Source organism: Maribellus comscasis, from assembly GCF_009762775.1.
GTDB classification, from domain to species: Bacteria; Bacteroidota; Bacteroidia; order Bacteroidales; family Prolixibacteraceae; genus Draconibacterium; species Draconibacterium comscasis.
Window position 1 is genome coordinate 1,949,893 of sequence record NZ_CP046401.1, and the last position, 24,179, is coordinate 1,974,071.

Annotated in this window: 21 protein-coding genes; 11 read left to right on the forward strand and 10 right to left on the reverse strand. The window is 37.8% G+C overall.

What is annotated here, in order from left to right; all coding sequences use genetic code 11:
* Position 1: 1 nt before the first annotated feature.
* The 7 genes from nadC to GM418_RS08055 all read left to right on the forward strand — a co-directional run bounded on the left by nadC (position 2) and on the right by GM418_RS08055 (position 8,824).
* On the forward strand, positions 2 to 844 hold the full coding sequence (nadC, locus tag GM418_RS08025) for a carboxylating nicotinate-nucleotide diphosphorylase (protein ID WP_158864907.1): 843 nt from the start codon (positions 2 to 4) through the stop codon (positions 842 to 844).
* Positions 845 to 1,576, forward strand: coding sequence for a type III pantothenate kinase (locus GM418_RS08030; RefSeq protein ID WP_158864909.1), 732 nt, complete (start codon positions 845 to 847; stop codon positions 1,574 to 1,576). It begins immediately after the preceding gene.
* Complete coding sequence (bamG, locus tag GM418_RS08035; protein ID WP_158864911.1) at positions 1,563 to 2,843, forward strand: BamG family beta-barrel-assembly machinery protein; 1,281 nt, start codon at positions 1,563 to 1,565, stop codon at positions 2,841 to 2,843. Before GM418_RS08030 ends, bamG begins: the two co-directional genes overlap by 14 nt.
* A 29-nt stretch (positions 2,844 to 2,872) precedes the next feature.
* The gene (locus GM418_RS08040; protein WP_158864913.1) at positions 2,873 to 4,513 is read left to right on the forward strand and encodes a tetratricopeptide repeat protein; all 1,641 of its coding nucleotides are present in this window, start codon (positions 2,873 to 2,875) and stop codon (positions 4,511 to 4,513) included.
* Positions 4,514 to 4,576: 63 nt separating this feature from the next.
* Complete coding sequence (gene lptC, locus GM418_RS08045; RefSeq protein WP_158864915.1) at positions 4,577 to 5,260, forward strand: LPS export ABC transporter periplasmic protein LptC; 684 nt, start codon at positions 4,577 to 4,579, stop codon at positions 5,258 to 5,260.
* 10 nt (positions 5,261 to 5,270) lie between these two features.
* Positions 5,271 to 6,536, forward strand: a complete 1,266-nt coding sequence (locus tag GM418_RS08050) for a hemolysin family protein (RefSeq protein ID WP_158864917.1) — start codon at positions 5,271 to 5,273, stop codon at positions 6,534 to 6,536.
* A gap of 164 nt (positions 6,537 to 6,700) precedes the next feature.
* Complete coding sequence (locus tag GM418_RS08055) at positions 6,701 to 8,824, forward strand: peptidylprolyl isomerase (protein WP_158864919.1); 2,124 nt, start codon at positions 6,701 to 6,703, stop codon at positions 8,822 to 8,824.
* 73 nt (positions 8,825 to 8,897) lie between these two features.
* Here GM418_RS08055 and GM418_RS08060 read toward each other — a convergent pair whose 3' ends face one another.
* Entirely contained in the window at positions 8,898 to 9,332 is a 435-nt protein-coding gene (locus tag GM418_RS08060; RefSeq protein WP_158864921.1) for an FKBP-type peptidyl-prolyl cis-trans isomerase, read from the reverse strand.
* Between the two features lie 128 nt (positions 9,333 to 9,460).
* Here GM418_RS08060 and GM418_RS08065 point away from each other — a divergent pair, with 128 nt between their 5' ends.
* Positions 9,461 to 10,765: a hypothetical protein gene (locus tag GM418_RS08065; protein ID WP_158864923.1), complete on the forward strand. Its 1,305-nt coding sequence runs from the start codon at positions 9,461 to 9,463 to the stop codon at positions 10,763 to 10,765.
* A gap of 55 nt (positions 10,766 to 10,820) precedes the next feature.
* Here GM418_RS08065 and GM418_RS08070 read toward each other — a convergent pair whose 3' ends face one another.
* The 5 genes from GM418_RS08070 to GM418_RS08090 all read right to left on the reverse strand — a co-directional run bounded on the left by GM418_RS08070 (position 10,821) and on the right by GM418_RS08090 (position 16,640).
* Positions 10,821 to 11,600, reverse strand: a complete 780-nt coding sequence (locus GM418_RS08070) for a LytR/AlgR family response regulator transcription factor (protein ID WP_158864925.1) — start codon at positions 11,598 to 11,600, stop codon at positions 10,821 to 10,823.
* Positions 11,590 to 12,624: a sensor histidine kinase gene (locus GM418_RS08075; RefSeq protein ID WP_158864927.1), complete on the reverse strand. Its 1,035-nt coding sequence runs from the start codon at positions 12,622 to 12,624 to the stop codon at positions 11,590 to 11,592. The genes GM418_RS08070 and GM418_RS08075 overlap by 11 nt, the downstream gene beginning before the upstream one ends.
* Positions 12,625 to 12,689: 65 nt before the next feature.
* Complete coding sequence (locus tag GM418_RS08080; protein WP_158864929.1) at positions 12,690 to 13,328, reverse strand: hypothetical protein; 639 nt, start codon at positions 13,326 to 13,328, stop codon at positions 12,690 to 12,692.
* Positions 13,329 to 13,434: 106 nt separating this feature from the next.
* Positions 13,435 to 15,567 carry a TonB-dependent receptor gene (locus GM418_RS08085; RefSeq protein ID WP_158864931.1) on the reverse strand — a complete coding sequence of 711 codons (2,133 nt, stop codon included), beginning with the start codon at positions 15,565 to 15,567 and terminating at the stop codon, positions 13,435 to 13,437.
* A 155-nt stretch (positions 15,568 to 15,722) separates the two neighbouring features.
* A complete protein-coding gene (locus tag GM418_RS08090) occupies positions 15,723 to 16,640 on the reverse strand; it encodes a hypothetical protein (RefSeq protein WP_158864933.1) in 918 nt (305 codons plus the stop codon).
* Between the two features lie 219 nt (positions 16,641 to 16,859).
* On the opposite strand from GM418_RS08090, the gene gpmI reads away from it, so the two are divergent.
* The 3 genes from gpmI to GM418_RS08105 all read left to right on the forward strand — a co-directional run bounded on the left by gpmI (position 16,860) and on the right by GM418_RS08105 (position 19,876).
* The gene (gene gpmI, locus GM418_RS08095; protein WP_158864935.1) at positions 16,860 to 18,389 is read left to right on the forward strand and encodes a 2,3-bisphosphoglycerate-independent phosphoglycerate mutase; all 1,530 of its coding nucleotides are present in this window, start codon (positions 16,860 to 16,862) and stop codon (positions 18,387 to 18,389) included.
* 63 nt (positions 18,390 to 18,452) lie between these two features.
* Positions 18,453 to 19,043 carry a DUF3109 family protein gene (locus GM418_RS08100; RefSeq protein ID WP_246222824.1) on the forward strand — a complete coding sequence of 197 codons (591 nt, stop codon included), beginning with the start codon at positions 18,453 to 18,455 and terminating at the stop codon, positions 19,041 to 19,043.
* Positions 19,044 to 19,300: 257 nt separating this feature from the next.
* Positions 19,301 to 19,876 carry a hypothetical protein gene (locus tag GM418_RS08105; protein ID WP_158864936.1) on the forward strand — a complete coding sequence of 192 codons (576 nt, stop codon included), beginning with the start codon at positions 19,301 to 19,303 and terminating at the stop codon, positions 19,874 to 19,876.
* A gap of 488 nt (positions 19,877 to 20,364) precedes the next feature.
* Here GM418_RS08105 and GM418_RS08110 read toward each other — a convergent pair whose 3' ends face one another.
* The 4 genes from GM418_RS08110 to GM418_RS08125 form a co-directional block, all read right to left on the reverse strand.
* On the reverse strand, positions 20,365 to 20,901 hold the full coding sequence (locus GM418_RS08110; RefSeq protein ID WP_158864938.1) for a GNAT family N-acetyltransferase: 537 nt from the start codon (positions 20,899 to 20,901) through the stop codon (positions 20,365 to 20,367).
* Positions 20,902 to 20,906: 5 nt separating this feature from the next.
* The gene (locus GM418_RS08115; protein ID WP_158864940.1) at positions 20,907 to 22,805 is read right to left on the reverse strand and encodes a sulfatase-like hydrolase/transferase; all 1,899 of its coding nucleotides are present in this window, start codon (positions 22,803 to 22,805) and stop codon (positions 20,907 to 20,909) included.
* A 93-nt stretch (positions 22,806 to 22,898) separates the two neighbouring features.
* Positions 22,899 to 23,288, reverse strand: coding sequence for a VOC family protein (locus GM418_RS08120; protein WP_158864942.1), 390 nt, complete (start codon positions 23,286 to 23,288; stop codon positions 22,899 to 22,901).
* A 91-nt stretch (positions 23,289 to 23,379) separates the two neighbouring features.
* Complete coding sequence (locus tag GM418_RS08125) at positions 23,380 to 24,051, reverse strand: HD domain-containing protein (protein ID WP_217447738.1); 672 nt, start codon at positions 24,049 to 24,051, stop codon at positions 23,380 to 23,382.
* Positions 24,052 to 24,179 lie beyond the last annotated feature (128 nt).

A 24,179-nucleotide genomic window follows, 5' to 3' on the forward strand; every position in this document is an offset into this window, starting at 1 on the left:
CATGGATGAAAAAATATTGAAATCAGCAGAAGTGCTTTTTAATTTGGCATATGCTGAGGATATAGGGGACGGCGATATAACCACAAATAATCTGATTCCTCCAAACAAAAATAAAACCGCTATTCTGGTGGCAAAAGAAGAAGGAGTGGTTGCCGGTCTTCCGGTTGCCGAAATGGTTTTTAAAAAGTTTGACGAAAAACTGCAATGGAAAACCATATTGCCGGATGGAAGTAAAGTAAAACAAGGAGATATTATCGCTGAATTTAATGGAAATTACAGGGCCTTGTTAACGGGCGAAAGAAAAGCTTTAAATTTTTTGCAGCGTTTATCGGGAATTGCCTCTTATGCCAATAAATGTATGAAAGAAGTAGAGGGAACAAAAGTTGAAATTCTGGACACCCGGAAAACTTTGCCCGGCTACCGTTACCTTGATAAATACGCCGTAAGAATGGGAGGTGCATCAAATCACCGTTTTGGGCTGTATGATATGGTAATGATTAAAGACAATCACATACAGGTTGCCGGCGGTATAAAACAGGCGGTTGAAGCCATTCGTAATAAGATTCCGAAAAGTATTAAGATTGAAGTTGAAACAACAAACCTTGAAATGGTACAAGAAGCATTGGATGCTGATGTGGATATAATAATGCTGGATAATATGAGTTCCAAATTGATGACAGAGGCTGTTAAACTGATAAATAAAAAAGCAAAAATTGAAGCTTCAGGAAACATGACTATCAAACGCATCAGAAAAGTAGCAGGCACCGGAGTTGACTATATTTCCATTGGTGCATTGACGCATTCGGTAAAAGCTTTGGATATCAGTCAAAGAATTATTGATTAAATGAACCTGGTAATTGATATTGGAAATACCCGCGCAAAGTTTTCGGTGTTCAATCACGGGGAAGTTATAATAACAGTCCCGGTTGAAGAATTTTTACCGAAACATATTGAAGTTTTAAAAGACGAACATCCTTCGCTTGACAAAGTAATTTTATCATCGGTTAAAGAATACTCGCCGCAGCTCAAGGAAGCATTACAAAACAATTTCAAAACATTTATTGAGTTGGATCACCAAACACCAATTCCGTTAGAAAACAAATACATTTCAAAAAAAACACTTGGCAAAGACCGAATTGCCGCAGCCGTTGGAGCATACGATTTATATCCCGACACAAATGTTTTGATTATTGACGCAGGCACAGCAATAACATACGACATGGTAAACGACAAAAGTCAATACCTTGGCGGAAATATCTCTCCGGGGATAACGATGAGATTTAAAGCATTACATCAATTTACCGGAAAACTTCCGTTGGTCGAACAAAAGCCATACAATAAATTGTATGGCCTCACCACCGAAGAGGCCATCCTTGCCGGTGTTCAAAACGGAGTAACATACGAAGTGGATAAAACCATTGAAAATTTTAAGGAATTTTATAGTAATTTAAAAGTTATTATTACCGGAGGCGATGCTGAATTTTTTGATAAAAAATTAAAAAATTCTTTCTTTGTACATTTCAATTTAGTAGCCTTAGGTTTAAATCGCATATTAGAACATAATGGGGAGAATTAGCAGAGTTAGTCTTATTATCGGATTAATACTTTTTCCGACAATATTATTTGCACAATTTAATAACAACACAACATCACCTTATTCAAGATTTGGATTAGGAGACCTTTCTTCCAGAAGCCTGGGGCGAACTACAGCTATGGGGGGTGCTTCACTGGCAAGCCGAAACAGTTTACAAATAAACATGGCAAATCCGGCATCCTACAATTCGCTTGATTCGCTTGCCTTTTTATTCGAATTTGGATTAAATGGTAAGTTTTCAAATTTTAACAGTGAACTGGAAAGTACGGGTGCCAATGATATCAATTTCAGTTATCTGGCATTCAATTTTCGCATCACTCCATGGATGGCTGCGAGTATGGGACTGACACCTTACTCAAATGTTGGCTACAACATTGAGGTGTATGACTATTTGGAAAACACAGGAAACTTCCTGACCGTATATTACGGAGACGGCTCTCTGTCAAGGGCTTATATTGGCACAGCCATTCAACCTTTTAAAAATGTTTCATTAGGCGTCAACTTAAACTATCTGTTTGGCAGCCTGACACATAACGCAGAGTTATATTTTCTTGATGCTTCTGACTTTTATAATACCCAAAAATACGAACGTATACGAATCCGACAGTTTGGCTTTGATCTTGGATTACAGGCTACATTGCCTTTAAAAAATGACCAGCAGATTATTTTTGGTGCAATACTTGAAAACAAACCGGAATACACAGCTTTTAAATCAGATATAATTCAAAAAAACCTGACGGCTTCTTCAACGACGGATCTGGACACACTAAACATTCAGGAAGAAGAAAAAGGAAAAATTAAATTTCCGTTAACATATGGCGCAGGCGTTTCATATGTTAAGGCAAACGAATGGGAAGTGAACTTCGATTATTACCACCAAACATGGTCTGACGCAACTTTTTTCGGAACGATAAACCCAGTTTTAACAGATTTAGATAAATTTGCAATTGGTGCAGAATGGATTCCTGAGAAATTTTCTATTCGAAGCTACATAAAAAGAGTGGCATATCGCGCCGGGTTAAAATATGAAAAATCATACCTTATGCTTAGTAATCAACAAATTGATGATTTTGGCATAACTTTTGGTGTTGGGTTACCGATATATCGTTCCAGTTCAACAATTAACATAGCTGCTGAATTGGGGAGAAGAGGCACAAAAAAGAATAATTTAATTGAAGAAAAGTACGCAAAATTAAATCTAAGTGTTAATTTGCACGACCTTTGGTTTATCAAAAGGAGATACGATTAAGAATAATTAAAATAAAAACTAATACTACAATGAAAGCTAATAATATTCGTAAAACGATGCTATTCGTGTCAGTTTTGATGTTTTTCTCAACTTTCGCAATAGGGCAAAAAGTTTTTAAAGGTACAGTTTACCGAGATGGTGAGCCGGCTGCCGGGGTTACCGTTGAAGTTCACAAAGGGGGAGATATGATGACCAGTTTCGATGGTAAATATGAGTTACAAGGCGATGAGAAATCAAAATGGATTCGGTTTACGTTTATCGATGATACAGAAAAAATAGATATTCCTGAAAATTCAGATGGTATTATCAATTTTGCTTTTGACGGAAATATTCCTGAAGAAGGCGGAGGCGGGAGTGCAGCAGTTGGAGGTGTTAGCATGAAAAGCCAGGAAGAATTGGTTAAAGAACAGAATCAGGATTATATCAATGAATATTCATTATATACTGAATTTTACAAACAGGATGACTATAATTCAGCACTTCCTCACTGGAAAAAGATATATAGCAATTTCCCAAAATCTTCTTCCAATGTATACATTCAAGGGATAAAGATGTACCAAAGTTTTGTTGAGAATGCATCTAGTCCGGAAGAAAAAAACAAGTTCATCGATGAGTTGATGAAGATTTACGACAAAAGGGTCGAATATTTTGGAGAAGAAGGATATGTTCTTGGAAGAAAAGGAACGGATTGGCTAAAATATAAAGTAGTTCAGCAGGAGCTAAGCTTAGATGCCCAAAAAAGTGCATTGAAAAGCGGTTATGAATGGATTAGCAAATCGGTAGAATTACAGGGCGACAAAACAGAAGCACCGGTTTTGGTATTGTTAATGCAGACTTCAAAATCGTTGTTTAAACTTGGTGAGCTTTCAAAAGAAACAGTAGTAATGAATTACGAGAAATGTAATACCATTATGAACTCGATTATAAGCCAAAATTCCGATGCAGAACTCGTTTCTGTAATTAAAGAAAAAATTCAACCTGCAATTGAAAGCATTTTTGGAACGTCTGGAGCAGCCGATTGCGAAGCCCTGGTAAATATTTACAAACCGCAGTTTCAGGAAAAAGGGAACGATATCGATTTCATCAAATCAATGCTTCTTAAATTGGGACGTGCTGATTGTGACGAAAGCGAACTGTTTGCTGAAGCCACAGAAAAATTATATGATCTTGAACCATCAGCGTTGGCCGCTTACAACATGGCCCGCCGCCTGGTAAAAAGAGGCGACATTGAGAAAGCAAAAGAATACTACAAAGAAGCCATGGAGCAAGAAACAGATGAGGAGCTTCTGGCAACCTATTATATGCAGTATGCAAAAGTTCTTTTCAGCCAAAGTACCTATCCGGAAGCACGCAGTTACGCTAGAAAAGTATTGGATATCCAGGATAACTGTGAAGCGAACATGTTGTTAGGTGAAATCTATGTTCAGGCAACCCGTTCTTTTAGCGGTTCAAAACTTGAAAAAGATGCCGTCTTCTGGTTGGCTGCTGATTATTTTGCCAAAGCAAGAAGAGGAGAAGATTGCTCGATTGAAGCAGCACAAAAAATTGCTACTTACAGCGCTTACTTTCCAAATAAAGAAGATGCTTTTATGGAAGGACTACAGGAAGGACAAACTTACAAAATTGGTGGTTGGATAAATGAATCAACAAAAGTAAGGTTCAATAAATAAAAGAACACTCCTTTCAAATAGGATTTACAAAATCAAACCTATTAAAATTGGTGGTCGGAATATATGAATCGTCAAAAATTAGGTTTTAAAATAAAGCAACAAATAAGATCATTAGGTATTGCAGCTCTTTTTATGGGGGCTGCAATACTTTTCTTTGCCTGTGAGAAAAATAACCTCGAAGAAATAAAAGCATTCAGCTCCGCAGAAGATCTTCCTGTTCTGGAAGCATCTGATTTTGAAACCATCGATACCGACTCCGGTGTTATCAGATACGAATTGAAAGCACCTAAATTGCTTCAGTTCGAAACTGAAAAAAATTCTTATTCGGAATTTCCTGAAGGTGTTGAACTTACAGAATATGATGCAAACAGAAAAATAGTCTTTAGTATCACTGCAAATTACGCCAAGCAATTTTTAGAGGAGGACAAGTGGGAAGCAAAAAACAATGTTATTGCAACAAATGCACAAGGAGATACGCTTAAAACAGAACATTTGATATACGAAGAAAAGGAAGGGAGGATATATACCGAGGAGTTTGTCCGAATTATTCGACCAGATCAGACCTACACAGGTGTTGGCTTTGAATCGGATCAAGCTTTGGGAAACTGGAAAATAAAAGATCTAAAAGGGACTGTTTTCGTATCTACAGAAAATACGGAAAATACGGAAAACAATATTCCACAAGAAAATGATTCAGGGAATGACTCGGACAATCCATCAGGTCAGAAAAAATTAGAATTCAATTAGTAAGCCAAAGATGAATCTGTATATTATCATCTTAATTACCATTCTTCTGTCTGCTTTTTTTTCAGGTATGGAAATCGCTTTTGTATCTGCCAATAAATTACGATTGGAACTGGATAAAAAATCGGAGCCGTTTAGTTCCAGGATTCTAAAATTTGTTACTGCCGACTCAGGGCATTATATAGCAACCATGCTGGTGGGAAACAACATTGCCCTGGTTATATATGGTATCGCTTTTGCCGGACTTCTCGAACCCGCTTTTCGGAATTTTATTGAGTCTGAATCATTGATTCTGTTTCTCCAAACCATTGTTTCCACAATAATTATTTTGGTCTTTGCGGAATTTTTACCCAAAACGCTGTTTCGTATTTTTCCAAATACCATTTTGAATATTTTTGCCCTGCCTCTTGCATTGTTTTATGTGATTTTTTATCCTGTTACAAAATTTACAATAAGCATAACCAATTCATTATTAAAACATTTTCTAAAAGCCGATGTAAAAAAATCATCCAAAGATCTCGTTTTTGGGCGGATTGATCTGGATGAATTTGTAAAAGAAAACGACCATCAGGGCCCGGATAAAAAAATAAATATCGAAACAGAAGTAAAACTTTTTAAAAATGCGCTCGATTTTTCAAAAGTAAAACTCCGGGAGATTATGGTACCGAGAACAGAGATTGAAATGCTCGACATCAATGCAACAATTAACGATTTACGTCAAAAACTTGTAGAAACAGGCTATTCACGAATCCTGATTTTTGATGAAAATGTAGACAACATCATCGGGTACGTTCATTCATCAGTAATTTTTCAAAACCCAACTTCGATAAAACCACACATTCAAAAAGTTTTAATAGTCCCTGAATCAATGCCTGCCAACAAATTATTGAGTACTTTCATCCAGGAACACAGGAGTATAGCTATTGTTGTTGATGAATTTGGAGGAACTTCAGGGATGGTTACCAGTGAAGATATTCTGGAGGAAATATTTGGAGAAATTGAAGATGAACATGACACCAGCGCAATTATTGAAAAGAAAATAAGTGAAAGCGAATACATTTTCTCAGGTCGGGCCGAAATTGATTTATTAAACGAAAAATACTTCTTTGAGCTCCCCGAAAGTGAAGAATTTGAGACGCTTGCCGGACTAATACTTTTTCATCATGAGAGTATTCCCAAAATTAATACAATAATAAAAATTGACAATTTCCAACTAAAAATATTAAAAGCTACCAGCACAAAAATAGAATTGGTGAAACTCACACTGCCCGGCGATTAGAAATTACCAAAACGCGCTCACGAATTCATCTTAAAATCAAATGTTTACATAATTTAACAGGGTACTGTTAAAAAAAAAATAATTGTTCAGGTATAATATCGAAAATTGTTATCTTCGTAGCTCGAAAAAATGAAGTAGAAATTTATTAAAATTACTGTTATTCAATGGCAACGTTACAAAAGATAAGAACGAAAGCAGGATTGTTGGTAGCAATTGTAATTGGTGTTTCACTTGCCGCATTTATTCTTGGCGACATGCTACAGTCAGGAAATTCTCTGTTTCGGAAAAACCAGCTAAAAATAGGAGAAGTTGACGGAGAATCAATTCAATATCCTGAGTTTCAACAGAAGGTTGAAGAACTTGGTGAAATTTACAGAATGAATTCAGGACAAGGTCAATTAGATGAAAATACCTGGGTACAAATACGTGAACAAACCTGGCAAAATTTTATTCAGGAAAAGGTTATGGGGGATGTTTATGATGATCTTGGAATTGACGTAAGTTCCGATGAGCTTTTTGACATGCTTCAGGGAAGCAATCTTCATCCAATCGTTCAGCAATTGTTTGCAAACCCTAACACGGGCCAGGTTGACCGAAATGCAATCGTAAATTTTTTGAAAAATCTGGACACAGGAGTTGATCCTGAACAAAGACAATACTGGCTTTACCTTGAACAACAGATTGTAAAGGACAGAATTCAGACAAAATACGCCAATATGGTTGGGAAAGGTTTGTACGTAACCAGCGAAGAGGCACAAAACAGCCTTGTAGCCCGGAACAAACAAATCAACTTCGACTATATTTTATTGAATAATAATTCAGTTGCCGACAGCCAGATTGTGGTTACTCAAAAAGACTTAAAAAATTATTACGACGCACACAAGGAAGATTATAAACAGGAAACGACACGTAGAATAGAATATATCAGCTTTCCTGTTGAGCCGTCTGCAGCCGATTTCAGAAATACTGAAGAATGGATTAATGACATCAAAGCAGATTTTGCATCAGCAACTGATAATGTTCAGTTTGTCAATTCAAACTCCGATATAAGTTTTGACGAAACCTGGTTCAAGCAGGCCGATCTCCCGGAAAACATTGGCAATTGGATTTACGAAGAAAATGCGGACACAAACGATGTTTTCGGTCCTTATTTTGAAAGTGAAGCATACAAACTTGCCAAACTCAATGCGATTGAAATGTTACCTGATTCGGTAGAAGCACGTCATATTTTGTTGCGTGTAAATACACAAGCTGAAGTTACAGCAATGCAAAATCTGGCCGACAGTTTAAAAACTACCATTGAAAACGGAAGTGATTTTGCCACGCTGGCGCGCCAGTTTTCAACCGACCAGGGCTCAGCAATTCAGGGTGGAGACTTAGGGTGGTTCAGCCGTGGACAAATGGTAAAACCTTTTGAAGATGCTGCTTTTAGTAATAAAGTAAACGAGGTAACTGTTGTTATGTCTCAATTTGGCTTTCATGTTATTCAAACAACAGCTCGCGGAAGGTTATCAAAACAAGTTCAGGTAGCTTATCTGGTAAGAAACGTTCAACCAAGTACGCAAACGTATCAGGATGTATATGCAAAGGCGAGCAAATTTGCAAGCGAAAACTCAAATCACAAAGAATTTGAAGCTGCCGTTACAGAACAAAACTTAACCAAAAAAGTTGCGACAGTGGGAGAAAACGACCGTCTGATAGCCGGATTGGAAAATCCAAGACAGTTAATTCGTGCAGCTTACGAAGCTGAAGAAGGAGATATAATCTTAAGCCAGGAGGAAACACCGATTTTTGAATTGGGAGATAATTTTGTAATCGCTGCATTAACCAATATTACAGAAGAAGGCATTGCTCCTTTGGATGATGTTCAGGCACGAGTTGAACTCGCCGTTATAAAAGAGAAAAAAGCAGAACTATTAAAAGAAAAAGCAGCTGCTGCAATGAATGGGAAAACAGACTTACAAGCCATTGCCGGAGAACTTGATGCAACCGTTGAAAATGCAACAAGTATTAACTTTAACTCGTTCCAGTTGCCGGGAGTAGGATTAGAACCTGCTGTTATCGGAACTGCGGCATCGCTTGATACAGATCAGCTTTCAAAACCAATTGTGGGGAACAACGGAGTTTTTATTGTACAGGTTACATCTGTTAACGAGCTGGAAAATCAGGATGTTGCTGCAGAGCAAACTCGTTTGGCACAAAGCTTAACTTTCCGGGCAAACTCTCAGGTTGTGAATGCCCACGAAAGTGCGATAGAAATTGTTGACAAAAGATCAAAATTCTATTGATAAATAAAAGATATTTGAAAATGACAGATAAAAAGCTGGCTCAAGTGGGGGTCAGCTTTTTTAAATTTTTAGGCTATAAGATCTCGAGTAAGCGAATATCAAATAGTAATGTCGCGTTGGGCGGTATTTTGTTTCCGGTTCCTTTACGTCCCCAACCTAATTCGGGAGGAATCCAAAATTTAAATCTGCTCCCAACATTCATCAGGAGTAAACCTTCCTGTAACCCCTCAATCAGTTCTTCAACTTTAACGAGCTCGGGAGCATTTTGACGGTAAGTATCTTCCAGTATTCTTCCATCGAGCAACATAGCTCGCTGGTGAATCTTTACTTCGTCAAAAATGGCCGTAATACGACCACCTTCTTTTTTTTCTATAATTGTATATTGTAATCCGGATTCAGTCTCAATTACGCCTTCCTTTTTTTTGTTTTGAATTAAAAAATCTTCGCCAACTCTCCTGTTGTTACCGGCGGAACCTTTATTTCGTATTTTTTTCTCTCTCTTTGCCATAAACGGTCTGTAAAATTCAACTATTTGAAATGTAAATAAAATATATAAATTTGCACGGTTTTTGTTAACTAAATCCCCTCAGAAAACAAAATTGCAACCTTAACCTAACTTAAAAACGAATTTAAAAGATGATTTCAAAAATATTCAATTTCACCATCGTTATTTTTCTTTTGGGCACCTTTCAGGCTTATGCGGGGAATCATCCTACGCACGATGACATTAAAAATATTAACACTACGATTACAAAGGGGGTTTACCCATACGGAAAAAAGGAAGGGAAACCGAAAGTTTTTATCGAAGGAATATGGCTCGATTTTGACTACATGAGACGACACTTGCCTTATATTGATTTTGTAAACGACCCTGCCGTTGCGGATATCCACATTATTATAAACAACCGCATCAGCGGTTCTGGCGGGCAGGTTTATTCTATTCGATACAACAACAATACGTTTGAAAACTTCACAGAATATACACTATCGTGCACAACAGCCTCAAGCGACACATACGAAGAAAGAAGAGGAAAAATCGTAAATACCATTACGCTGGGGTTAATGCCTTTTGCAAACGAGACAGAAGTAGCCGGCAACCTTTCTATTCGCTATCGTGGAGAACAAAATGAAATTAAGCCGATTGTAACCGATGATCCCTGGCATAACTGGACATTCAGGGGAACCTTTAACGGAGATATTTATATGGAAGAAAGCCGAAAAAACTTCAATTATTCATACAATCTCAGGGCTGACAAAGTTACCGAAGACTGGCGTATAAGAAATAGTGGTCAGATGAGTGTAAGAACAAAAGAATACGAAGATGATGGTGAAATATACCGCTCGGAAAATACCAGTAGTTATATTTCGTCGAGTGTCGTAAACAGTCTTTCAAGCCGCTGGTCAGCAGGTGCTTTTTTCGGTTATTCAAACAGCAACTACAGTAACCTCATTTATTCTATATCGGCAAAACCAGCTGTGGAATACAATATTTTTCCCTGGGATATTTCAGACAGAAAAGTTTTTACAATTGCCTATTATATAGGGCCGGAGTGGAAAAAGTATTACGAAGAAACCATTTACGGAAAATTTCAGGAAGGTTTGTGGGAACAAACATTGCGCCTGGACTTGCAAATTGTTCAAACCTGGGGCGAAATTGAGGCCGGATTGGATGCTTCAAATTATCTTCATGACTTTAGCAAAAACAGAATCACTTTTGACTCTGATTTATCCGTTCGTATTGTTCGCGGTTTCTCCGTAAATTTTAATCTGAGGGTTGAAAATATTCACGACCAGATTTATTTGGCAAAAGGCGATGTTTCACTGGAAGATATACTTCTAAACAAAGTTCAGTTACCATCGACTTTCGAAGTGAGAGCGGGAGTAGGTGTCAGGTTACAGTTTGGTTCCATATACAATAACATTGTAAATAATCGTTTATAGCAACAGCTCAGTTTAAAAATTTACGGTACAAACAGGTATCTCTTTTCATCTTAAACTAACTGTCTCCTTCAATCCATTTTTTAAAAGCTTTTACTTTTTCGCGGGCTACCAAAAAATCATCTTGTACAGGATTTTGAACTTTCAGTTTTAATCTTGAACTACTGTATGCAATTACATCCTGAATACTTTGTAATGAAATAAAATACTTCCTGTTTATTCTGAAAAAAACTGATGGGTCTACCATCTCTTCAATCACTTCCAGACTGTAATCCAGAAGATAATCCTTTCCATCTGCCAGTTTCACAAAGGTTCCTTTCTGATAAGAATAAAAATACAGGACATCATCAATTTCAATAATCCGGAGATGGCTTCCTACTTTTGCAAGAAATCGTTCTTTAAACTTTCTCCGGCTAAACGATGTAACAATCTCCTCAATAATTTCTGGCGAAAGATTCGGAGATTTAGACGTCAACATGCTTTCATATTTTTGCAAAGCGCTATCCAGTTCTTGTTTTTCAATCGGTTTCAAAAGATAATCAACGCTGTTAACTTTAAAAGCCTGTATCGCGTATTGGTCGTAAGCAGTAACAAAAATAACCGGACAATTCAAATCTACCTGTTCAAAAATTTCAAAACTCAATCCATCGCCCAGTTGAATATCAAAAAATGCCAAATCCGGCTCATCATTTTTCGCAATCCAGTTAATTGCAGATTTAACCGTATCGCAAACCTCCAAAATCTTTGCTCCCGGCTTCAAAGAAGCAATCAGAGCGGCCAGTTGTGCTGCTGCCAGGGGTTCATCCTCTACAATTAATATTTTTATTTCATTTTCCATCTAAAACAATTAAAGGCAATATAACTCTGAAGTAACGATTGTTTTCACTGATGTTTACTTTTTTGCCGGTTAAAAACTCGTAGCGGCTCGCCAAATTCTTTAAGCCTGTTCCGCTACCCGGTTCCAACACTTTTTTAGACTGAATATTATTTTCAACTATTAATTCGTAATCATCAGTAATTGCGATCACTATTTTAAGCGGATTCGCTTTCGAAATCTCATTGTGTTTTACTGCATTTTCAACCAAAGCCTGCAAAGAAAGCGGGATAACTCTCCCTCGAATGTTTTCATTGGCTATTATCTCTACCTCAAGAGCTTCTCCAAAACGGATTTGTTGCAAATAAATGTACTTTTTAACAAAAGCAATCTCTTCTTTCAGCGAAATAATATCCTGATCTTTATAGTGAAGAACATCGCGGTAAAAAAGCGATAGTTCACGCGTGAACTCTTTTGCCTTTTCAGAGTCAATATCAATTAGAGATCCCAGCACATTTAAACTGTTAAAAAGAAAGTGCGGATTTACCTGATTTTGTAAAACCTGATACTTTAATGACAACGCCTCTCTTTTTATTTCCTCCGACTGTGTAACCTCACTTCGCCATGCCCTGAAGAATGAGATCGCATAAATAATGGCTGCAACAATTACAAAAATAATATATTCAGAAATTATCATGGAAGTATTTGAAGCCCAGAAATTTCTCAACTCCTGGTCTAAAACCACTACAAACCAAAACCAGTTTACAATAAAGATTACAACACTCGAATATCCAAAGTGTATTGAAAGAGCGGCGGCAACACTTTTCACCGGTTTATTAATCCAGTCGATATAACGCTTTTCAAACCAGTGAAACAAATATCCGTTGGCAAACAACGGTAATCCGAGGCACAAAGAATACCCCGCGTTCCAAACATAAACCGAAAAAGGCCGGTTTAATGTGCCGGTTATTAACAGCATAGCAGTTATACCAATTAAAATAGAAATGAATGCAGCATAAACAATTCCTATAAAATTCTTCTTTAGCACGTTTTATTTTTTGAAAAGATGGATTTATAAAAATAATCGAAAAAATCGGGAGATTAACAATCATACTATTCTTCCTGACAAGACTTTAACATTTGCGCATTGTGTTCTTTCCCCCAGTTAGGCGACAACGCGTTTTGAGCTTCAAAAGCTTCAAACTTCTCTGCCGCTTTTTCAAAAAAAGGTTTGGCCTTTTCAGCGCCGCCGCCAAACATTTTGGGAGTATGATAGGTATTCATGCCGCGCAAATAATAAACTCTAGGATTTTCGGGTTCTAATTTTTCCGCAACGGCCAAAACTTCGTTTGCCAGTCCTGAATATTTCATTCCCTTTGTCATGTCGGTAATTCTTAGTTGGTAAATAAATGCTTGCAAAGCATAAACTTCCGATTCTTCAGAAGCCATCTCTTTTAAAACATCCATTTCTTTCTGAGCCATATCCAATCTCTGATGTTTTTCGTCGGCACTCATCTCGCCAAATACGGTCGACATAACAAAACAATACGAAGCATAATACTTTGGAAGCCACTTGTCTTTTTCAACCGAGGCAATCCGAAGGAATTGGTTTGCCTGGCTTAGCATTTCAGGTCCGGAAGTTATTTTATACATTTTCTCAATGTTTTTCCCCATTGTTTCTTCATAGCCAGAGGCAAAAGTGCTGCTCACATAAACAGCGACAAAAAGAGTGATTATTAAAATTTTTTTCATGACATTGTTCTTTTTAAATTAATACTATTCAAATTTCTTACAGATGTATCCTTTTTGAAAAACTTGTTAACCGAACTGTTGATTTTTAGGGATGAATTGCAGATGATTAAAAGTTCAGAAACAGCCCAATAAAAACCATTCGTTTTAAATCGCGTTTTACCGGAATCATTGTGTAGTTTCCCTGCGCATCCGATAGATTTGATGGACGATAGCTCAAGGTATTATCATTTCCCAAAACATTATTAACCGAACAGTAAAGAACAGAATACTGATCCCCGATATAAAAAACGTGGCTGAGGTTTAAGCTCAAGTCGGAATACGGTTTTGTCTTTTCCGCCATAAACTCATCCGAATTTATATTGTTATAAGGCCGGCCACTCGCAGCGGTGAATGAAAGCCCAAACTGAGTATTGATTTGATTCACCCAGTACTTGCCAACAAATGAAAAGTTATGATCCGACACAAACCAGGGCGTTACTTTCTCTGGATAATTTTGATATTTTCTTTTTGTATCTATGTATGAATACGTTATCCAGTAGTCAAAGCCTTTAATTGATTTAAGGTCGCGCCAAAAAATATCAATCCCACCGGCATAACCGGTTCCGCTGTTTTGAATATTTGAAATCTGATATTCGTTATCTCCGCTGTAAGTAACCAACCGGTTGTAGGTTTTGTAATAAACTTCAGCTCGAAACAAACGTTTTGATATATCGCCAAACTGGTAACTTAAAACATAGTGATAAGCCCTTTCAAAATCGAGGCTCGTCTCCCAGCGAAGATAATCGGCCTGCGGAGTTTGATGATACAAACCCCAGGCGCCGGAAACCTGAGCTTCTTTACCGGTTTTTAATGCAAGGGCAAAACGTGGCGCAAAATTCCACTTATTTAATACAGATGAATATTCAGAACGAATTCCGGGTCGGATGGCAAGGTTTCTACTGAATTTAATCTCACTTTCAATAAAACCACCAAGCAGGTGATCATCAAAATCCAGTTTCGAAGATGTGCTTTCAAACGGTTTGTATTCCAAATCGTATTTATTGTACGTTTCATTTGCTCCCCATGTAATTTTCACACCATCTGAAACATCGTGAAATACAGAAAAACGCGTTTCCACATTCATTTCCAACGTTTGTATATTGTCAAAATCCAAGCCCAATTTGTTGTTCTGAATAGTTGACGAAACCCCGATTTTATAACAGCTTTTATCCGAAAAACAGTCGCGATAGGAAAGATTGGAGTAGACGGTTGTTCCTTTGTTGGAAATTCGCATTAACTCGTCAGGCTTTGCAGCAGGAACAAAATACGAAAGATTGCCCCAATCGGTGGTTATATATCCTTTGAACATTCCACGGGAGCTGGTTTTGTGCCGGAATACAGCAGTTCCGTTTACAGCCTGAACCGGTTTCTCCCAGTCGATGCTGCTGTTAAAAACCTTATCGTATGCCGAAAGGTTGGTATAGCCGCCTGACAACATTAGCGACGACTTTGTCCAGCGTTTGGTTTTGTTTACTTCTCCACCAATACTCATTATAGAGAGCCCTGTATTATCATTTTCGGCGAGGTCGTTTGAATTCAAAACCAAAACTGACGAAAGTGCCTGTCCGTATTCTGCTGAATATCCACCGGAATTAAATGAAACGCCGCTAAACAGCGAAGGAGCGAAACGTCCGCGGGTAGCCACATCAGGTGTCTTTGAAAAATATGGTTTTGCAGCAACAAGACCATCAATGTATGTTTGTGTTTCATAAACATCGCCGCCACGCACCAGCAAACGTCCGTCGTCGGAAGCAGCCTGGTTGCCCGGCATGGTTTTCATGGCTGCCATTATATCGCCGTTGGCAGTTGGTGTTGTATACACATCGAGCGATTTCATAACTGAAGCCCTCGATTCATCGGAAGCGGCAAAACTTCCGGCTGTAATTATAACCGCATCAAGGGTATTTACACTTTCTTTTAAAATTATTTCAACATAAATATCTTCTGAAAGATCAACTTCTTTTTCCCAGCTTTTGTAGCCAATAAAAGTGGCTTTCAAAAGAAAAATACCCTTTTCGTCTGTTGAAAATGAAAAATCTCCGTTCTCACCGGAACTGGCACCATCGTATGTGTTTTCCAAAAAAATATTTACTCCGGGAAGTGCTTCCCCGTTTTCTGATTTTACATACCCGTTGATTTTGGTTTGACCACTTATTAAAAGAGAAAAAGAAATAAAAAAAATGGATAAAATTGTTTTCATGGCTTTGAAATTTATTTTGTAAAGTTCTGTTTTCATTTTCTGTTTGAATTGTTCATTCTTGCGAATCTTTTAATTCAAATTTCAGATGAAAACACAGCCTATAAAAAACAATCCTACCGAACTGTAATTTTTTAGCGACGAATTGTAAACGATGTTCAATTAAGACTTATATCGCCTTCAATATATTTGTTTCCTAACCAAATCCGCCCGTCTGCTTTTTTCCATTCACCAGCATCGACATTCGCCCCGGGAAAGGAAAAATAAAAGTGAACATTTCCGCTCGGCAAATCTGAAAAACCACCCCGGGAGATTGTTCTGGTTATCGATTTTCCCGGAACCAGTTTATAATACCAATTGCTTCTGATTTCCGGAGATGAAATACTTTCACTCTGCGAATAGTAACTAACATTATCTTTACGGAACGAAACCCCGTTTGTATAATAATGGAATCTCCCCTCGCCCATTTTGCTGGGGTCTAAAACGTAAATACTTTCTATATCGTTGTTTGTTATACGAATGGAGTACTCAAGTGTAGTTGCGTTTTTCTTTTTTAGTTTAGTAAGCTCAACATCTATTCCTTCGTGCAAAATCCCGGAACTTTCCAATGCCTCCCTGAAATTCTGAAAATTGGCACTTGTATCCACCGCCGAAGAAAAATTGATTCCACCTAAGCCGATAACATCTTGTGGATAAAAAAAGTCATCGTGTGCAACAATACTTGGAAATTGCGGCATAAATGACCAGTATACTGCAAAAAATACACCCAGGAGAAGAGGTGTATCACCGTCTTTTATTACAAAATAATTTCCCGAATATTGCCCTTTTTCCTTTTTGGTATTTAAATAAAAAATGTGAGATGACCAATCGTAAAATTCAATCTCCGAACTCTTTAACCATGGTGTACTCTCTAATTCCAACGACTCTAAATCCTCATTTGGCTGAGAGTTGTCGACCTCCCCATCCTTAACAATATAAATACGTATGTTGTTATCGCCGGTATTGCGAAAATCGACGCCCTCGTCAATACATGAAATAAAAAGCGGAAGCAAAAAGAACAGGAAGATTTTTTTCATGGTTCAGTTTTTCACGTTTTTAAACAGACGAAGTTGGCTATTATTTGGTTGCGTTTTTAGCTATTTAATTTTTAAAAAAGATTGATAACATGTTTTCGCAAAATTAGCCGAAAGAATTTGTTAAATCCTTTCTTTCATTCATTTGTTATTTTCTAAATGGATGGAAAAAAGATACTTTTGTCTGTTCTTTAAAAAGTAATATAATAAAACAACAATATTATGGCTGAAATACAAAAAACATTATTAATGATCCTTGACGGATGGGGGATTGGCGATGGTTCGAAAAGTGATATCGTTGCAACTGCTCCAACACCGTTTATGGATTCTGCAAAAGAGAAATATCCAAATGCACAATTATTAACTTCGGGAGAAAATGTTGGTCTTCCCGACGGACAAATGGGGAACTCAGAAGTAGGCCATCTAAACATCGGTGCAGGCCGTGTCCTATACCAGGACATGGTAAAAATAACCAAGGCAATCCGTGATAAATCGTTGTGGGAGCATCCTCAAATTGTTAAAGCTTACACTTACGCAAAAGAAAACAATAAAAAAGTTCATCTTCTTGGATTAATCGGGCCCGGTGGAGTCCATGCTTTGAGTTCACATATGGTGGCGCTGGCACAAATTGCCACCGACATGGGTTTGGAAGATATCTTTATCCACGGGTTAACAGATGGACGCGATACAGATCCTCGTTCAGGGTATGGTTTTATTGAGTCGGATCTGGAGGCTTTGAAACCAACAAATGCAAAATTTGCTTCATTGATTGGCCGATACTACGGAATGGATCGTGATAAAAACTATGACCGTTTAAAACTGGCATATGATTTATATACTGAAGGGAAAGGCGAGAAATCATCTAACATTTTAACTTCTATTCAGGCATCATACGATAACGGTGTCACCGATGAATTTATGAAACCCGTAGTAATGGTAGATGAAAACGAAGAGCCGATTGGGAAAATCGAAGAAGGCGACGTGGTAATTTGTTTTAACTTCCGCACCGATCGTTTGCGCCAGACGACCATTGCGTTTACTCAAGAAAATCTTCCTGATTATGGCATGAAAACCATGAATCTGCAATGGTATACCATGACCAACTACAAAGCTGATTTTAAAGGAATTAATGTTATTTTTGATAAAGAGAATGTTGTAAATACGATGGGAGAGATTGTTTCAAAAGCCGGGTTAAAACAAATCCGAATTGCCGAAACAGAAAAATATGCCCACGTTACTTTCTTTTTTAGCGGAGGCCGAGAAGATGAATTTGAAGGAGAAAGCCGGATTTTAATTCAATCACCCAAAGTTCCTACTTATGATTTACAGCCGGAAATGTCGGCGCCCAAGATAAAAGATGCCATTGTTCCCAAATTAAAAAACGGGGAAGCTGATTTTGTTTGCCTTAATTTTGCCAATGGTGATATGGTGGGACACACAGGTGTTTACGATGCCATTTACAAAGCGGTAACTGCGGTTGATCAATGTGCTAAAGAAGTTGTTGAAGCAGCTCTTGAAGGGGGATTTAATGTGATGATTATAGCGGACCACGGAAATGCTGACAATGCAGTAAACGCTGATGGTTCGGAAAACACAGCCCATTCTCTTAACCCGGTTCCCTGTGTTTTTATCAGCGACAAAAAAGATGTTCAAATTGAAAATGGAATATTAGCCGACGTTGCTCCTACCCTTCTTTCTGTCATGGGATTGGAAATACCAAAAGAAATGACAGGGAAAGTATTAGTAAAATAAAATACTTTTAAAATTTGTGTGCAAATTGAGAGTTCTTATAAAAAGAGCTCTCAATTTGTTTTAATGAATAAAAACAGAATGATTGAAATTGGCCGTACATTAATTAGCCTTGATATTTTTGAGAAACACTTTCTCTGCGACCTATTGAAGTGCAAGGGAGCATGTTGTATCGAAGGTGATTCCGGCGCCCCACTGACAGAGGAGGAAGCAAAAACTATCGAAAAAAATTACGCGGCTTACCGGGCTTACCTTCCCAAAAAGCACATCAGAGAAATTGAGAAACAAGGCTTCTCGGTTATAGACAGTGATGGCGACCTGGTAACTCCACTCGTAAACAACCGGCAATGTGCTTATTCATTTTACGATGAAAATGGAATTTTGAAATGTAGCATCGAAAAAGCGTATTTTGAAAGAAAAACAACATTTAGAAAACCAGTCTCCTGCCATCTCTTTCCTATTCGAATAACAGAGTACAAAAGGTTTGATGCTGTTAATTATCAGGAACTCGACATTTGTAAACCAGGGAGACAATGCGGATTCTCAAATCAATTACCACTTTATAAATTCTTAAAAGAACCTCTTATCAGAAAATACGGAGAAGAATGGTATAACGAGGTTGAAATTGCTGCAAAGCACCTGCAGCAGGGGACTTAGCACCTCTTCAAAAACTGTCCTATATCATGCAAAAAAGAACAATACAATTTCACCCCAAGCCCAAAAAGAATTAAATTCCCATTTTAAATCTGACTCCCAAAACAAATCAACCCGTCTCTTATTGAGACAAACACGAGATCACAAAAAAACATAAAGACCTCTACAACAAACATATGGACCACATGGCATCTGAGTTGCAATTGTTTTAGCACATCGACGCTTGATGAAATTTACAAACAATCTAGACGCAGAAGATCGTGAAAAAAATAGTTTTAACAATCACAGCAAGTTTATTTATCTCAGGTTTAACAATGGTTATGCTTCACCCCTCAGGAGACAACAACGACAAAAGCACTGCGACTCACAGTGTATCAATAGAAGTGCCAACCGTCGCAATAATTAACAGTGAAGCTTCTTCAATCAGCCCAAGTCCTGAAATTAACAGCTTTGAAGCCGGCGAGGCAGTCGATTTTGAAACCGTCACCAACAGCGACCTGTGCTTAAATTATCCCTCAATCGTTAACGAAGGAAACCCAGGAACAATTTCTGCTTCAACAAGTGGCAATTCACCAAGTAGTGTTGGGTTATATGTAAAAGCAAGTGATTACCAGGGAAACGGGAAAGAACAAACCGGCAAAGTTGTTAATGTTGTTGAAAAAAAAGAATTAACCACCAATGTCATACACGATATTAAAAACTGCCATACCGGAAACGGAGTCAATAACGACCACAACATTACTTATTCACTTAAGGTAAAAGATCAGAATAGTTATCGAAACATCAATGCAGGTTCATACAGTGCAACTGTAACATATACAATTACGGGGAACTGATTATCCTTGCAATAATTAGCGTAAAAAGGTTGCTTGCTTAATGTACGGCAACCTTTTTTTCCGTAGTTCAGAAATAAAAAATCTAAAATGGAGACTGCAAGAATAAATTGTTGTTTTTTCGGTGGGCAATTTTTTTTAATCACAGCTTTTTCGCAGTGGGACGAAGGACAGATTAATGTATTTTTTCCACTCCGGAAATTGCTTTAATCGATATCGAATCAGTATCAAACAATGATATGTGAGGTTTTCGGTTATCCCTTCTTCGAAACCTGGTGAGAACATAAATATTATCGAATCAGCAAATGATCCGCTTTGGATAAATTATTCATCCGCACTTCCAAACCAAAGTTCAACTCACTCAATAATGACCAAAATCTTGCAGGGAGGGCTATCTGAAGGAATATCTGTCTTTTTGGAAGCATCAGAATAAGTGGTATTTCACTGATAATGAGAGCACAGGATTTTGAAACAAATACTATTATTACGGTTTATGATGACTGATTGTTTCTAAACACCCTAAAGATAAAAACAGGAGCTCCTTTAAACACAGTAGCTTTTTCAAACTCCATTTTGTTGTTTTTGGCAACCTCCATCGAAGCAATATTTTCTCTGTGAACAATAGAAATCAGTGAATCTGCAAATTTTTTTTTAAATGCAAATTTTCTGCACTCGTTTGAGGCCTCGGTTGCGTACCCCTTTTTCCAGAATTTTGGATGAATTGAATACCCTATCTCCATTTCCAAAACACCATCAACTTCCTGTATTAAAAGACCACACATTCCAATCCGTTCACCTGTAATCTTATTTACCAGAACATTATGACCACCTGTATTTTCTCTGTATCTTTCAAAAACCTTATCAAACCAAAAACGACAAAATTCCTCCGGATATAAATCACCTGTAAAATCAAAATAACGGGTAGCTTCTTTATCCGAAGTAAATTCCAGCCACCATTCAAAATCAGTTTCCTCAAGGTTCCGGAAAAGCAAACGTTCCGATTCCTGTCCGGTTAGTAAATATTTCATTAATACTACCAGTTAAAAACCAAATCGTATTTAAGCGGGTCCAGTCCCCATTTTTCAAATAACCCGCGAGCTGCACGCAAATCATAACGATTACGATCCATATCGGGCATCCTTTTTATCATAGCAATCACTCCGTCTATCATTTCCTGACTTGAATCTTCTGTTCCGTCAATTGCATTTAAAGCATAACAACGCGCAAAAGGATTCCCGTCTTCAAGAACTGCAAGCAATGCACTTCTGCTTTTTTCTTTTTCTCCCAGTTTATAAAGCGTCTCAGCCGCTGCAACAACAACATTTGGAGATTCATCTGTTAATGCAGCTTCCAGATCTTGCTTTGCTGAAGCAGCTTTTTCACCTAAAATCAATAATCCGGTTGCTCCCCAGTATCGAACCGCGCTTTCATCATCTTTTAGATATGAGATCATCAAATCCATGTTCTCAGGCTTTCCCTGTGTTGCAACTTCTGCTACTTCAATAAGTTTCTCTAAATTAACGCTACCACCTCTCATATAATCATAAAACGGCTCTTCACCTGCCCGTTCAATCCGATCGGCTTCAGGAATAAATCCGGTATCTTCAATCCGCAACATCCAATCCCTGTTTGCTATTCTCATTCTGTCCAAAACGTCCTTATAAGAAGGGTCCTCGGCCAAATTATTTACTTCCCATGGATCGTTCTCTGTATCGTACAATTCCTCCGCCGGCTTTGGTTCCCAAAAAATACTCTGCACTTGGTCACATTCACCATTTTTGTATGCCCGCTCCCATGAGCCAATTGAAGGAGCACGCCACAGATATTCCAGATGCTGGCCATAAATCCGGTACGGCATGTAATTGCGAATATATCTGAATTTTTTATCCCGAACAGCCCTGCTCATATCATAGCGTTCGTCCATTCTTCCACGAAACATAAAAGCATATTCCGGATCTTCTGTTTTTTGCTCTCCCAAAAAAGCATCTCCCTGAAGGTAATCAGGTATTTCAATTCCTGCGATGCTAAGCAAAGTCGGGACCAGGTCAACAAAACTTACCAAACGGTCTACTTTCGACCCCGGATTGCTTTCAGGAAACAGATATTTATATTTTTCAGGGATACGAACAATAAAAGGAACCCGTGTTCCTGATTCGTAAACATATCTTTTACTGCGAGCCAGCACACCACCATGATCACCGTAATAAAAAACAATGGTATTGTCAGTGAGGCCGGCATCCTCGAGCTCCTGCAACCATTTTCCAATCTGAGTATCCATGTCTTCAACCTTGTCATAATACTGTGCCCAATCATGTCTCATCTCAGGAGTATCAGGATGATGAGGCGGTAGTGTAACATCTGCAGGTTTGTGTCTCAGGTCTTCGTTGGGAATCCACTTATGGATGGAACTTTCGTGTGAAATAGTAGTATTAAAGACAGCAAAAAACGGTTGCCCGGGCGCCCGATTCTTATAATGAGCCTCCCTGCTGCATTCATCCCAAATTTCATCCGGGTTTATCGATGTCGTATTATAATCAGTTTTAACATTATTGGTACAATAATATCCTACTTCCCGCAAAAACTCAGGATATGTTTTTACTGTTTCTGATTTAGGGTAATAACTCCGCATGTGCTGATTGCCGTTTGAACAAGCATAAACACCTGTAATTATTGTATTTCGCGCAGGTGCACAAACAGGTGCATTTGCGTATGCATGTGTATACAAAAACCCCTCCGACGCTAATTTATCCAGATTTGGAGTTGTGGCAAACTCATCTCCGTAACATCCCGCAAAGGGGCTATTATCCTCACTTGTCAACCACAAGATATTTGGCAGTTCTTTGGGTGCCTTCTCCTTACAACTTATAAAAAAAATAAAGGTTAAAAAAGAGATTAACAAAGTTGATTTTTTCAAAAAATAGTGAAGTCTCATTGGTTAAGATTTTAGTTGAATCCCAAAAATAACAAAACATCGGCTGCTTTTTCCGTTTTGGAGGAAATAATATTCAACAAAAATATTAAAGTTTCAGGCCACAATCTCAACCCTGTTTCCATCGGGGTCTAAAATGACACTTTCGTAGTATCCGTCTCCTGTTGTCCGGGGTTCGCTTACAACTTTAAATCCATCTTCCCTGATCGTACCCGTAAGTTTGTTTACATCGGTTCTGGAATTCACTTTTATAGCAAAATGAATTAGCCCGGAAAATTGTTTTACCGGGTCATTTTTTGACTTTGGTATGCCGGGCATTTCCATTATTTCAAGGCGGCAATCACCATCGAAAGTAAGAAAATAGGAACGGTATCCTTTTGAATGGTTGTAATAAATCTCGTTTGAAGATGCATCGAAATAACGCATATAAAAACTGCGCATTCCTTCCAGATTACTGGTCCATACTGCAATGTGTTCAATTTTCATGGCTATTTGTTTTTATATAAAACGCTTTAAAACCAACCTCATTTCTCATTCAAAATTAAGAAACAAACATCACATTATTTGTTTTAATTTCTTAAAAAATAGTCTCCCATTCAGAAAAAAACTGATGAAGGAATTTCTCCATAAATTCGTGTCTGTTTTGAGCAATATTTCTGGCTGTTGTAGTATTTAGTCTGTCTTTAAGCAACAACAATTTTTCGTAAAAATGATTAATAGTTGGAGCTATGTTCCTTTTATACGAGTCAAAACTGTTATGTTTCACCGGTTTAATTTCCGGGTCGTAAATAACGCGGTTTTTATTCCCCCCGTACGCAAAAGTGCGCGCAATTCCAATGGCACCAATGGCATCAAGCCGGTCTGCATCTTGTACAATTTTGGCCTCCAGTGATGTTGCTCTTGTTTCAACTCCTGCTCCTTTAAACGAAACCTCGTCAATTACCTGAAGAATTCTTGCACGATCTTTATTTTCAACGCCGACCTTTTTAAGCCAGTTTTCAGCCTTATTTGCATCTTCGCCACCGTTAAGTTTCCAGTCATCCAAATCATGCAAAAGAGCTGAAAGTTCAACTACAAATTTTTCGCCTCCTTCCACCCCTGAAATCTTAAGAGAAAGATTATAAACCCTGTAAATATGCCACCAGTCATGCCCGGAACTATCTTTTTCAAAAACACCCTGAACATAATTGGCAGTTTGAGTAACTATATTTTTCCGATTTTTATTCATATTAAAGTGTAAGATAGCCATTCCTGAGCCATTTTAATTTCATAAAAAATGTTAATTCCCGCTCTTCGCAAAGCAAAAATCTGTTTCCCAGCCAGCTACATATATATTGAAAAGTGGATATAAATGCCTTAATAAGAATTAGTCATAGT